The sequence below is a fragment of the Thiohalocapsa sp. ML1 genome, assembly GCF_001469165.1.
Classification (GTDB): domain Bacteria; phylum Pseudomonadota; class Gammaproteobacteria; order Chromatiales; family Chromatiaceae; genus Thiohalocapsa.
In genome coordinates this window covers 1-12,031 of record NZ_JABX01000082.1, presented here as the reverse complement: position 1 = coordinate 12,031, position 12,031 = coordinate 1, and the positions used below count along the sequence as shown (strand labels likewise).

General features: G+C 67.5%; 10 protein-coding genes, 1 tRNA gene and 1 CRISPR repeat array. Of the genes, 5 read left to right on the top strand and 6 right to left on the bottom strand.

The features are described from left to right. Window positions 1-50: 50 nt before the first annotated feature. Window positions 51-1,779: direct repeats of the CRISPR family, unit length 37 nt; unit sequence CGCCGAACCAATGACCCGCTCAAAAGGGGATTAAGAC. 278 nt (window positions 1,780-2,057) lie between these two features. Both ML01_RS25885 and ML01_RS25880 read right to left on the bottom strand, forming a co-directional pair. Then, the gene (locus tag ML01_RS25885) at window positions 2,058-2,246 is read right to left on the bottom strand and encodes a hypothetical protein (RefSeq protein WP_216819281.1); all 189 of its coding nucleotides are present in this window, start codon (window positions 2,244-2,246) and stop codon (window positions 2,058-2,060) included. A 329-nt stretch (window positions 2,247-2,575) separates the two neighbouring features. Continuing rightward, window positions 2,576-2,652: transfer RNA gene (locus tag ML01_RS25880), tRNA-Arg, on the bottom strand. A 129-nt stretch (window positions 2,653-2,781) separates the two neighbouring features. Between ML01_RS25880 and ML01_RS25875 the strand changes: the two genes are divergently transcribed. Beyond that, entirely contained in the window at window positions 2,782-4,146 is a 1,365-nt protein-coding gene (locus tag ML01_RS25875) for a replication-associated recombination protein A (protein ID WP_058558265.1), read from the top strand. Window positions 4,147-4,290: 144 nt separating this feature from the next. Here ML01_RS25875 and ML01_RS25870 read toward each other — a convergent pair whose 3' ends face one another. Both ML01_RS25870 and ML01_RS25865 read right to left on the bottom strand, forming a co-directional pair. Further along, window positions 4,291-4,950: a class I SAM-dependent methyltransferase gene (locus tag ML01_RS25870; RefSeq protein ID WP_216819280.1), complete on the bottom strand. Its 660-nt coding sequence runs from the start codon at window positions 4,948-4,950 to the stop codon at window positions 4,291-4,293. A 765-nt stretch (window positions 4,951-5,715) separates the two neighbouring features. Further along, the gene (locus ML01_RS25865) at window positions 5,716-6,201 is read right to left on the bottom strand and encodes a hypothetical protein (protein WP_058558263.1); all 486 of its coding nucleotides are present in this window, start codon (window positions 6,199-6,201) and stop codon (window positions 5,716-5,718) included. A 270-nt stretch (window positions 6,202-6,471) separates the two neighbouring features. Between ML01_RS25865 and ML01_RS29440 the strand changes: the two genes are divergently transcribed. Continuing rightward, window positions 6,472-6,738: a hypothetical protein gene (locus tag ML01_RS29440; RefSeq protein WP_156428017.1), complete on the top strand. Its 267-nt coding sequence runs from the start codon at window positions 6,472-6,474 to the stop codon at window positions 6,736-6,738. A gap of 57 nt (window positions 6,739-6,795) precedes the next feature. After that, window positions 6,796-8,253 carry a cardiolipin synthase gene (gene cls, locus ML01_RS25860; RefSeq protein ID WP_371258252.1) on the top strand — a complete coding sequence of 486 codons (1,458 nt, stop codon included), beginning with the start codon at window positions 6,796-6,798 and terminating at the stop codon, window positions 8,251-8,253. 2 nt (window positions 8,254-8,255) lie between these two features. On the opposite strand, the gene ML01_RS25855 is transcribed toward cls, so the two are convergent. Next, complete coding sequence (locus ML01_RS25855; protein WP_058558261.1) at window positions 8,256-8,498, bottom strand: hypothetical protein; 243 nt, start codon at window positions 8,496-8,498, stop codon at window positions 8,256-8,258. A gap of 102 nt (window positions 8,499-8,600) precedes the next feature. Further along, a complete protein-coding gene (locus ML01_RS25850) occupies window positions 8,601-9,218 on the bottom strand; it encodes a superoxide dismutase (RefSeq protein WP_058558260.1) in 618 nt (205 codons plus the stop codon). 479 nt (window positions 9,219-9,697) lie between these two features. Here ML01_RS25850 and ML01_RS25845 point away from each other — a divergent pair, with 479 nt between their 5' ends. Together ML01_RS25845 and ML01_RS25840 are read left to right on the top strand one after the other, a co-directional pair. Further along, entirely contained in the window at window positions 9,698-10,126 is a 429-nt protein-coding gene (locus tag ML01_RS25845) for a CBS domain-containing protein (protein ID WP_058558259.1), read from the top strand. Window positions 10,127-10,327: 201 nt separating this feature from the next. Further along, a complete protein-coding gene (locus tag ML01_RS25840) occupies window positions 10,328-11,782 on the top strand; it encodes a sigma-54 dependent transcriptional regulator (protein ID WP_058558258.1) in 1,455 nt (484 codons plus the stop codon). Window positions 11,783-12,031: the final 249 nt, after the last annotated feature.

The following is a 12,031-nucleotide window of genomic DNA, read 5'->3' as shown; positions in this document are numbered from 1 at the left end:
AAAAGGGGATTAAGACGCGCTCCGCAAGGCGTGTCGTCTCTCCCACCTTGCGCCGAACCAATGACCCGCTCAAAAGGGGATTAAGACTAGCTTGTCCGCAGTCTTGGACCAGCTTTCCGCCGCCGAACCAATGACCCGCTCAAAAGGGGATTAAGACCGGAAGACCCTGCTGATCTCAACGCCGACGATCGCGCCGAACCAATGACCCGCTCAAAAGGGGATTAAGACACCGGAAAAGTGCTTGGTGTACATTGTTTTCCGCCGAACCAATGACCCGCTCAAAAGGGGATTAAGACGGCTCGTCCGGGAATGCTTTGTTCTGCAGCGCCCGCCGAACCAATGACCCGCTCAAAAGGGGATTAAGACCGCATGGTCAGGGCCGTGCCGTTGAGCTGCACGCGCGCCGAACCAATGACCCGCTCAAAAGGGGATTAAGACGCCGTTATCGACACCCCACGCGCGCAGTGTTGACGCCGAACCAATGACCCGCTCAAAAGGGGATTAAGACACCCGCCACGCTTGCGGTACGACGCCAGCTTCGCGCCGAACCAATGACCCGCTCAAAAGGGGATTAAGACGACAGAAGCGTGCGCGCGTCCATACCGGCATCATCGCCGAACCAATGACCCGCTCAAAAGGGGATTAAGACCGCTGTCGCCTACCAGCAGCAATACGCCCTGGCCGCCGAACCAATGACCCGCTCAAAAGGGGATTAAGACAGTGCCGTATGCACAGAACGCGCGGAGCTGCAGCCGCCGAACCAATGACCCGCTCAAAAGGGGATTAAGACTCCTCTTCCGTCCATACTTCTGTGGCGCCCGCCGCGCCGAACCAATGACCCGCTCAAAAGGGGATTAAGACGGTAAGCAGGTCGCGCTTTTGGAGCTGCGGCATCACGCCGAACCAATGACCCGCTCAAAAGGGGATTAAGACCTCCTCGGCGGCGGCCTGTGCCCAGCCTTCGAGCGCCGAACCAATGACCCGCTCAAAAGGGGATTAAGACGGAGCCGGAGCGCGCGGGCGTTGTCGAGGTCGTCCGCCGAACCAATGACCCGCTCAAAAGGGGATTAAGACGCACAGAATGCGCGGAGCTGAAGCCGAAAGCCGAACGCCGAACCAATGACCCGCTCAAAAGGGGATTAAGACTCCCTGGGGCGTGAGGGTGTCCCTGGGGGCGTGAGCGCCGAACCAATGACCCGCTCAAAAGGGGATTATGACGATGCGTCCTGGGGTCAAGACGCATCGAGAGAGTCGCCGAACCAATGACCCGCTCAAAAGGGGATTAAGACGGCCGCAACCCCTATCGCTTGGGGCAGGAACGCGCCGAACCAATGACCCGCTCAAAAGGGGATTAAGACTGGTACGTGTACGCCTTGTTAGTGGCGTACATGCCCGCCGAACCAATGACCCGCTCAAAAGGGGATTAAGACCGCCTTGCGCCGCGGGTCGAGCCCAAGGTCGCGCCGAACCAATGACCCGCTCAAAAGGGGATTAAGACCGCGGTGCGCAGGTCGCGCAGAAGATCCTCGCGCGCCGAACCAATGACCCGCTCAAAAGGGGATTAAGACGCGAGCCACTGCGAGCGGGCTTCGTTGTAGCGGGCGCCGAACCAATGACCCGCTCAAAAGGGGATTAAGACAACGTTGACGCGTCGTTGATGACGTCGAATAGACCGCCGAACCAATGACCCGCTCAAAAGGGGATTAAGACACGCCGAAGCCTAATGAATCCCGAGTGAAGGCCGCCGAACCAATGACCCGCTCAAAAGGGGATTAAGACTCGATCCTGGCGCAAAGCTTCCCCTTGGGGGGGCGGCCTCCGGATAATGTCCATTAGATGGCGCCATGTTGCGCAGACGACACACGCGAAGCTGGAGCTTCTCGGGCTGCGGTTACCAAGCTGGAGCTTGGTAACCAGGGTCAAGAAGGGGAGGAAGACGCGGTTTGGTTGTGGCTCGCTGCTACGCTCCAGCGAGCGTGGGAGTGTGTGGCTGGCGCGTGATCGCCGCGTGTCCCACGGTGGCGTCTCCGGCGCAGGGCGGTCGAGACGCTGGAGCGTCAGCCTGTGCTCCCACGCTGTGGAGCGTGGGAGCTAGTCGCGGGAACCTTGGTCTGGCTCAGTCCGGCGCGGGTGCGCGCGGCGATTAGCTCGCGGGCGAGGGCGAATTCCGGCGCCTGGGCGTCGTAGTGTGCGCGAGTCTGCGGGTCTTCCAGCAGGCGCGCTTTCAGTTCGGCAAGGTCAGTCATCGGTCAGCCTCCGCAGACGGTGGACCATCCGGTTGGTCGGTGCAATGCCTCGGGGGCCAGCAGGCGTTTGCCGTCGGTTGCCGTGTGCGTCGTCGAACGAATGACTTGCAAGCAAGGGTCGTTGCGACTCGGCGGAGCCGTCTGGGCGGTTTGTGCGGCGCCGGCGTGTGCGGTGGCGTCAGAGCCGCGACGGGGGATGCCGAGGCGGCGCCGCGGCCCCAGGCGGAAAGCCGGACCCGGCAGAGCGAGGTGTGTGGGCGGCGCGGGACGCTGGTGCGATGCAACGAAAAACGGCCTAGCCCGAAACCGAGCTAAGCCGTTCATCTGTATGGCGCGCCAGGAAGGATTCGAACCTCCGACCACCTGGTTCGTAGCCAGGTACTCTATCCAACTGAGCTACTGGCGCCGTGAAGCCGTGCAATATGCCGCCGGCGGCTTGGCGTGTCAAGCGCGGCGATGCCGGGCTCGGCGTTGGCTGGCGCCGGAGTCGGGCGTAGCATCGCGACGATTGCTTTGTGCCAGCCTGTCGCCGCCCATGTCCATCGCTGATACCGACGCCGCTGCGAAGATCGACACCGCGCCGTTGCCGCCGCTGGCGGAGCGCATGCGCCCGCGGCGGCTGGAGGATGTTGTCGGGCAGCGGCATCTGCTCGCGCCGGGGCGGGCGCTGCAGCGGGCGTTGAGCACGGAGCATCCGCACTCGATGATCTTCTGGGGTCCGCCTGGTAGTGGCAAGACGACGCTCGCGCGGCTTTTGGCGGGGGCGTCCGGCTGGCGGTTGCTGAGGCTCTCGGCGGTGCTGGCCGGGGTCAAGGACATTCGCGCCGCGGTGGCGGAGGCGCGGATGGCGCGGGAGGTGCAGGGGCAGGGGAGCATCCTGTTCATCGACGAGGTGCATCGCTTCAACAAGTCGCAGCAGGATGCGCTGTTGCCGCATGTGGAGGACGGCACCGTGGTGTTCATCGGCGCCACCACGGAGAACCCGTCGTTCGAGCTCAACAACGCGCTCCTGTCCCGCGCGCGGGTCTATGTGCTGAAGGCGCTGGAGGCGGACGACCTCGGCGGGCTCATCGACCGGGCGCTCGCCGACGCCGAGCGCGGGCTCGGCGGGCAGGGCTTGCGCATTGCGCCGGACGCCCGGGCGCTGCTCGCCGCGGCGGCGGACGGCGATGCCCGCCGGGCGCTGAACCTGCTGGAGCAAGCGGCGGACTGCGCGGCGGTGCCCGGTGGCGGGGAGATAGACGCGGATACGGCCCGGCTGGTGGTCGAGGGCGGCGTGCCGCGCTTCGACAAGGGCGGCGAGGCCTTCTACGACCAGATCTCGGCGCTGCATAAGTCGGTCCGCGGCTCGGCGCCGGACGCGGCGCTGTACTGGCTGGCGCGTATGATCGACGGCGGCTGCGACCCGCTCTATCTCGCCCGGCGCGTCGTGCGGATGGCGAGCGAGGACATCGGCAACGCGGACCCGCGGGCGCTGGAGCTGGCCATGAATGCCTGGGACGCGGTGCAGCGCCTGGGCAGCCCCGAGGGCGAGCTGGCGCTGGCCCAGGCCGTGGTTTATCTCGCCTGTGCGCCGAAGAGCAATGCCGTGTACATGGCCTGGAACGCGGCGCTGGCGGACGCCAAGGGCCACGGCTCGCTGGAGGTGCCGGTGCACCTGCGCAATGCGCCCACCAAGCTGATGAAGAACCTGGGCTTCGGCGCCGCCTACCGCTACGCCCACGACGAGCCGGATGCCTATGCCGCCGGCGAGCGCTACTTTCCGGAGGGGCTGGCGGAGCGGCGCTACTACCGGCCGGTGCCGCGGGGGCTGGAGATCAAGATCGCGGAGAAGCTGGCGCGCTTGCGTGAGCTGGATGCGGCGGCGCGCAAGCCCGCGCCGGGACGGGCGGGGGACTGACGTCGGCCTGCGGCGGAGCCGACGGCAGGCTGACAGGGCTGCGCCGTTGCGTACCCTGATGGTCGGAAGCAAGACTTGCGGCCTGCTGCGCTCCGCACGGAGTCAGACCCCACTGTTACGTTGATCTGCTCATCGCAGCGACGGTCAGGCGTGCAACGGCTTGCGCAGCAGCGCGACATCCTTCACCGGGATCTCGCACGACCAGCCGCGGGCAGCGGCGAGATACCGCCAGGTCGCGGCTCGGTAGAAGACGACATGGGTCGGATCGCGCCGGTAGTGCCAGTCGCTAAAACGTGCATCATCGGTCTGAAAGCAGGTCATGATGCCGAGCCAGCCGCCGGGCGCAAGCAGCCCGTCAAGGCGCTCCAACTCCTCGGCGGGGCGATGAAAGTGCTCGGCGGTCTCGGTGCAGGTGATGAAGTCGTAGCACTCCGCAAGCGCCGTCGGCTCCGGATGAAAGACGGGGTCATACAGCGCCATGGGATGCCCCGCCTCGCGCAGCATCGCCGCGAGTGCCGGCCCGGGACCGCAGCCGAAGTCGAGTCCGCGGGCACCGGCGGGTAGCCGCGCCAGCAGCGGTTCGGCGAGCCGGGCGAGAAAGCGCCGGTAGCCTGGCTCCGCCGCGTCGTTCTGGAGGTGGAGATAATGCGCGTGCTCATCCGCCCGCGACGGGTGCTGGCGCGGGTCCAGAAAGCGCGCCTCGCACGCGGCGCAGGCCCAGTAATCGCGTCCCGCGACGGACAGCAGCGGTGCGGGGTCCGGCGCGCCGCACACCGGGCAGTGCGCCGGGGGCTCGCGCGTCATGTGGTTGCGGACCATGCCAGGTACACTGTCTGCACTCCGTCTGGGTAAAGGGGCGGTTCTGGAGCGGATGATGGAAGCTGGCGGGCTCGACGCACGCCGCGATGCCACGCGCAAGCGGTCCGCACAGGGGACCCTACAGCGCCGCGGGTTCTTAAAGGGCCCGCGGTGCGGACCGGTCCGTGGCGGCCGGAACAACAAGACTAGCGAGGCTTCGCCTCAGACCGACGAGTCGTGCTCATCGAAATCGCTATCGAATTCGAAATCGAACCGAGTGCTCAACCGATCCCGACCTCTGCGCGCGGAGCAGTGAGGCGCGGGAACGGCCGAGACTCGTCAGCGCAGCACCTGCCCTCCCGTAGCCGGGCCGGAGCGGGAGCCGGGCCGGGCGGGGCCGGAGAGCCGACCTCCAGGTCGGCTCGGCAGTCGCGACACCAGTGCATCCCGCTCTGTGGCCGTGTTGACCTGGAGGTCAACACTCCAGTCAACGCCCGTCAACAAGGCCAACGTTCAACTACGACCACGATTACGATGACGACGAAACCACGGTCTCCGAGGTCGCCCCGTTCGAAACTTGACTCCTCTGCAAGCATTTGGCGCCGTCAAGCAATCTAGTAAAGGCTTGGGGCTTTGGGAGGGCTGGAAATCGCTCCCTCTCTTTTCCCTTTGCGCCTCTGGGGCTCTGGGGCGCTGCGCGAGTCTCCTCTTCGCTCGCTCGCGCCTTTGCTGATCTCCGCGAGCTTTTCTCGCCGCGCCGCGTCGTGGGGCTTACGGGAAGGGCGGCGAGCCGGCGGGGTCGGGGCCGAGCATCAGCATCTCCGGGTGGCGCTCGGAGATCTGGCGCTCCACCTCGCCGACGCGCTCGTCGTCCACCTTGGCGGCGATGAGCAACTCGCCGCGGGTCAAGGCCTGGCGCTGGGCGCTGAGCGGCGTCTGCACATGCCGCTCGCGTCGCAGCGACCAGGCACCACCCGCGAGACCGCCGACGATGGCGAGCAGCAGCGCCATGGTCTGGCTCGGGGTCTGAAACAGCAAGAGCCAGAGGATCGGCAGCGCCACGGCGCCGATCACGGCGCCCGGCAGCACGGCCGTCGGCGTGCTGCGCCAGCGCGTCGCTTCCACCCGCAGGCCCTGCGGCAGGTTGTTGCCATAGACGTGGAGACGGTCGGCAGAGAAACCTTCGGACAACAATTCGTCGATGAGGCGGCGGCCGTTCTCAGGCTCGCGTGCGCGAATGTACAGGGTTGTGGTCATGGCGTTCTCCCGGAGCGGTTGCTGCGAAGTCGGCGTTGGTGCCGGGCATCAAGCAACCGGTGTGCCGGCACCTGGGATGTTTGCATGCCGGCGGGGCTCGATCAACGCGGCGGGCCGGGCGATTGCGCATGCGCTCTCTGATCGGCTCGGACGCCGCCGACGCGGCAACGAACCGCGTCGGCGGCGAGCCGGCTGGAAAGCCGGCGATCCCAGCGCTGTAATGTCCGCTGTGCGGATCGCTTGCGTGTGGCATGCGACGTGGCCGGCACGATGATCGAGGCCCTGCTTGTTCCTTTGCGCCTCGGCGTCTCGGCGCGAGCTTTTTCTTATCGTCCTTCTGCGCGAGCCTTTTCTTGCCGCATCGCAACGGGTTTCGGCATCATCTCGATGCCGCACCCGCAGCGGAACCCAGATTGGGCGCTCGCTATCGCTATCGACGGTTCCGCACTTCGACGACGCTTGAGCGGAATGCCGTTAGGGGTAGTTTTCCGCGATCTCGATTTCGAGGGACGGCTGGTGGAGCGGGGCTGCCGATGAGGGTGGATTAGTTGTTTTTGCACGGTTCGTAAGCCCGAGACTGCCCAACTGCCGAATGTGGACACGACACACTCCCTACTGATCGCCGGGCTCATGTTGGCCCTGCACTTGGGCCTGCAGGCGGTGCTGATGGCGCGCGCGCTGCTGCGCCCGCATCGGGAGCCCGCGTCGCGGGCCGCGTGGGTCGCGCTGATTCTCGCGGTGCCGCTGCTCGGTATGCTCGCGTATCTGCTGTTTGGCGAGGTGAACATCGGTGCGCGTCGCGCGGCGCGGCTCAAGGGGGCGCTCGCGGCCATGCCGCCGCTGGCGCGGCTCACGGGCGCCGCGGCGCTGCCGCAGCCGACCATCCCGGAGCGCCATCGGCACCTGTTCCGTCTCGGGGAGTCCATCAGCGGCTTTCCGCCGGTGGGCGGCAATCGCGCGGTGCTGATGGCGGACTCCAACGCTGCCATCGACGCGCTGGTGGCGGACATCGACGCGGCCCGCGAACACGTGCACGTGCTGTTCTACATCTGGCTGCCTGACCGCAACGGCGTGCGCGTGGTCCAGGCGCTGATGCGCGCGGCCGAGCGCGGCGTGCTGTGCCGGGCCATGGCGGATGATCTGGGCTCCCGGCTGCTGCTGCGCTCCGAGCATTGGCGGCGCATGGCAGACGCCGGCGTGCGACTGGCGCGGGCGCTGCCGGTGGGCAACCCGCTGCTGCGGGCGCTGACCGGGCGCATCGACCTGCGCAACCACCGCAAGATCGTCGTCATCGACGATTGGATCACCTATTGCGGCAGCCAGAACTGTACGGACCCGGAGTTCCGCATCAAGGCCAAATACGCGCCCTGGGTGGACCTGATGGTGCGCTTCGAGGGCCCCATCGCGCGGCAGAACCAGCATCTGTTCGCGAGCGACTGGATGCCGCATGTTGAAGACGACATCGCAGCGCTGCTTTGCCGCCCGCTGCCCGCCGCCCCGCCGGGGCTCGGCGCACAGGCCGTCGGCACGGGGCCGACGCTACGCTGGTCGGCGATGCCGGAGCTGTTCGAGGCGCTGCTCTACAGCGCCCGGTGGGAGCTGGTCATCACGACGCCCTATTACGTGCCGGACGAGTCCATGCAAGCGGCGTTGTGCGCGTGCGCGCGGCGCGGCGTGGCGACGACGGTGGTGTTCCCGAAGCGCAACGATAGCTGGGTCGTCGCCGCCGCAAGCCACAGCTATTACGCGGCACTGCTCGCCGCGGGTGTGCGCATCCGCGAGTACCCGGACGGCCTGCTGCATGCGAAATCGCTGACGCTCGACGGTGAGGTGGCGCTGATCGGCTCGGCCAACATGGACCGGCGCAGCTTCGAGCTGAACTACGAGAACAATATCCTCGTCTACGATCCGGATCTCACGCGGGTGCTGCGCACGCGCCAGCAGAGCTGGATCGATGCGTCGGAGCCCGTCACCGCGGAGGCCGTCGCCGCCTGGAGCCGGCGGCGGCGGCTCTGGAATAACGCCATCGGGATGCTCGGGCCCGTGCTCTGACCTCAACTGACGCCGTGGTGCTGCGCGGCCTGCACCTCGTCATCGCGGTAGTGCGGGTCCGTCCAGCAGCGGGGCAGCGCCTCCCCGGATGGGAAGCGCAGCGCCGCCTTATCGAAGTGGGCGGGGTCCTGCGGCTCTTCGCCGTAGTGCATGCGGGCGACGATGCTCTCATGGTGCGGGCTGAACAGATCGGCCAGCGCGAGCACCTCCACGAGCTTGCCGGATGCGTGGTCTTGCAACAGCATGGTGACCTCCTAAGGTCGTTGTCGTTGTCGTCGTGCGCAATGCGATGTCCATTGCGACGACGACACGGATGGTCGCCAGGGGCTTCGGTGGCCCTGCCACCGCTACACCTCGAACGGCCGCTCCCGGGTCAGGTTCTCGGCCGCGAAGTCCCAGTTCACGACGTGCCAGAAGGCGTCCACGTACTCCTTCTTGCGGTTCTGGTAATCCATGTAGTACGCGTGCTCCCACATGTCGCAGGTCAGGATCGGCAGCATTCCCTCGCGGATCGGGTTGCCGGCGTTGCTGCGGCTGTCGATGGTGAGCTTGCCGGTGGCGTCGAGCGCGAGCCAGACCCAGCCGGAGCCGAACAGCGTGGTCAGCGCCTCGGAGAATTGCTCGCGCAGGGCCTCGACGCTGCCGAAGTCCCGGCTGATGCGCTCGGCCAGGTCACCCAGGGCCTCGCCGCTCGGGTCGCCGCCGCCGTGCGGGCGCATGCAGTGCCAGTAGAAGGCGTGGTTCCAGGCCTGGGCGCCGTTGTTGAAGATGCCGCCGTCGGCGTCCACGATGATGTCCGTCAGGCTCTTGTCGGCGAAGTCGCTGCCCTCGATCAGGCCGTTCAGCTTCTCGACGTAGGTCGCGTGGTGCTTGCCGTGATGCAGCCGCAGGGTGTCGGCGGAGATATGCGGTGCCAGCGCGTCCTCGGGGTAGGGCAGTGACGGCAGTGCGTGGGTCTTGCTCATGGGTTTGGTCTCCGATTGATTTCAGCCTAGTCGGTGGCGGCGGCAATGCCGCCCACGGATGTCGGCGCTGCGGCAACGCCCGTCGCGCAGTGGTGCTTGTTACATGGCGCAGGTCGTCGAGCCGCCTCTAAGCTCTCGCCGCAACCTGCGTGCCGGGGCCGCGCACCCCTATCGGTGGCGGGACGGGATGCCGGTGTGGTGCAAAACCACCCGCGTGCAGTTGAAATCCACCGCCGCTGCCGGCTTGGCGGTGGATCAGGCGACAACGTTGCGGCCCGCAGGCCCAATGCCGCTGGCCCCGGCTTTGCAGTCCCTGGGCTTTGCAGTCCCGGGGCGTTGCAGCCCCGGGGCTTTGCAGTCCCCGGGCTTTGCACCAAATGCGCGGGGCGGCGCCTCGCGCACGGCGCGGGAGTTGCTCGAAGCCAGGGATTCGCTATCCGCCGGCGCCCTCGGGGCCGGCCCACAATAAGGAGGTCAGCTTGAACCTGATTCAGGTCATCCGTCGCAGCCCGCCGGTCACGACACCGGAGGCGACCCTGACGCGCGCCGCTCGGTTGATGGCGGCGGAGCGCGCGCCACTGTTGCCGGTGGTGGCGCAGGGGCGGCTCGTGGGTACGCTGTCGGCGCTCGATCTCGTTGCGCGCACGCTGGGCGCCGGGCTGGATGCGGAGCGTTGCACCGTGCGCGGCGTCATGCGCGCGGACGCGCCGGCCTGCCATCCGCAGGACAGCCTGGATTCCGTGTGCGAGCAGATGCACGCGCTCAAGCTCGCGGTGCTGCCGGTGGTGGATGCGGGGGCGGCCCTCGTGGGGCTGGTCGACCTGTTCGACGTGGAGCAGGCGCGGGCCGTGCGCGTCGCCGCCGGGCCCGAGCCCGACATGGTGCGGCGCGTGCGCGGCGAGTCCTGATGTCGGCCTCGGTGCGCGCCGCACGGGCCGTGCCGGATGCCGGGGCCGGGCCATCGCCTCGGCCCAATAACAGGTTCCGACTCGCCTGATTTGCGATCAGGATGCAGCGCCAAACACGCTTTTGCCGACCATAGCTTGCCGACCATAGCTTGCCGACCATCGTCCGCCGACCACCGTTCGCCGACCACAGACCGAACCGCGATGTCCGACACTCTGCTGATCATCGAGGACGAGCCATCACTCGCGAAGGAGCTTGCGCGCCACTTCGCCAGCAAGGGCTGGGACGTGGACAGCGCCGGCAGCCTCAGGGAGGCGCGCAGCACGGTGCTCGGCCGCCAGATCGAGCCGCTCGTGGTCCTCGCCGACATGAGCCTGCCGGACGGCAACGCGCTCGACCTGCTGGAGGAGGCCCGCAAGCAGAAGGTGCCGGGGGAGTGGATCCTGCTCACCGGCTACGGCGGCGTGCCGGACTCGGTGCGGGCGCTGCGGCTCGGCGCCTACGACTTCCTGGAAAAGCCCTGTCCGCTCGCGCGGCTCGAGATCATCGTTGCGGGCGCGCGCCGCAGCGCCCAGGCGCAGCGCCGGCTGGAGAGCCAGAGCCGCGACGGCCGCCGGTTGTACTCGCCGGAGTCCTACATCGGCGCCAGCGCGACGACGGAGGAGACGCGCCGCATGATTGCGCGGCTCGCGGAGGTGCCCTTCAGCGCCATCATCATCGGCGGCGAGACCGGCACCGGCAAGGGCCTGGTGGCGCGCATCCTGCACCACGGCGGGCCCCGCGCGGACGGGCCGATGATCGAGGTGAACTGCGCCGCGCTGCCGCGGGATCTGCTGGAATCCGAGCTGTTCGGCCACGAGGCCGGCGCCTTCACCGGCGCCAAGGGCCGCCACCGCGGCTACCTGGAGCAGGCGCACGAGGGCACGCTGTTCTTGGACGAGATCGCGGAGATGGACATTGACCTCCAGACCAAACTGCTCACCGTCTTGGAGGATCGCAGCCTGCGGCGCCTGGGCGGCGAGAAGTCCATCGACGTGGACGTGCAGATCATCGCCGCCAGCAACCGTAACCTGGAGGCGCGGGTGCGCGAGGGCAGCTTCCGCAGCGACCTCTACCACCGCTTGAGCGTGTTCCGGCTCGACCTGCCGCCGTTGCGCGAGCGCCTGGACGACCTGCCGCTGTTGGTGCCCGCGCTGATCGAGGAATACAACGCCCGCTCCGGGCGCAGCGTGCGCATCGTGCCGGACGCCGTGTACAAGCAGATGCGCGCCTATCCCTGGCCCGGCAACGTGCGCGAGCTGCGCAACGTCATCGAGCGCGCGGTGCTGCTGGCCCACGACGAGGTGTTTCCCATCGAGTGGATGCAGCTCGGCCAGGGCCTGGGCCAAGTGGCGGGTCCGCGGCCGGAGTCCGGGCCCTGCGTCGAGGGCGATCGGGTCGTGATCCCGCTCGACGGCAGCATGGCGCTGGACGAGATGGACAGCTACATCATCAAGACCGCCCTGGCGCGCAGCGGCCACAATGTCACCGCCGCGGCGCGGGCGCTCGGCACCACCCGCGAGACCCTGCGCTACCGCATCCAGAAGTATGGGCTTGGGACGGAACGCGGGGGGAATCAGGAGCTAGGGAGTAGTCAGGGGCTGGGGGCTAGGGGCTAGGGGCTAGTGAGGCAGCGCCTCAGCCCAACGAGTTGTCCCCATCGAAATCGCTATCGAAATCGAAATCGAACCGATGGCGACCGATACCGATCCCGATCCCGACACACCCGGCCGGAGCCCGGCCTGGCCTGGCCGGAGCCCTGGCCGGAGAGCCGACCTCCAGGTCGGCTCGCGATATTGGTGCATGCCGCGCTGTCGGTGTTGACCTGGAGGTCAACACTCCAGTCAAGGAGCCCGGCCGGAGCCTGG

Bases quoted from the DNA above. Each gene is read 5' to 3' on its own strand.
- ML01_RS25885 (WP_216819281.1), bottom strand. From the start codon at position 2,246: ATGACTGACCTTGCCGAACTGAAAGCGCGCCTGCTGGAAGACCCGCAG.
- ML01_RS25875 (WP_058558265.1), top strand. From the start codon at position 2,782: ATGTCCATCGCTGATACCGACGCCGCTGCGAAGATCGACACCGCGCCG.
- ML01_RS25870 (WP_216819280.1), bottom strand. From the start codon at position 4,950: ATGACGCGCGAGCCCCCGGCGCACTGCCCGGTGTGCGGCGCGCCGGAC.
- ML01_RS25865 (WP_058558263.1), bottom strand. From the start codon at position 6,201: ATGACCACAACCCTGTACATTCGCGCACGCGAGCCTGAGAACGGCCGC.
- ML01_RS29440 (WP_156428017.1), top strand. From the start codon at position 6,472: ATGATCGAGGCCCTGCTTGTTCCTTTGCGCCTCGGCGTCTCGGCGCGA.
- ML01_RS25855 (WP_058558261.1), bottom strand. From the start codon at position 8,498: ATGCTGTTGCAAGACCACGCATCCGGCAAGCTCGTGGAGGTGCTCGCG.
- ML01_RS25850 (WP_058558260.1), bottom strand. From the start codon at position 9,218: ATGAGCAAGACCCACGCACTGCCGTCACTGCCCTACCCCGAGGACGCG.
- ML01_RS25840 (WP_058558258.1), top strand. From the start codon at position 10,328: ATGTCCGACACTCTGCTGATCATCGAGGACGAGCCATCACTCGCGAAG.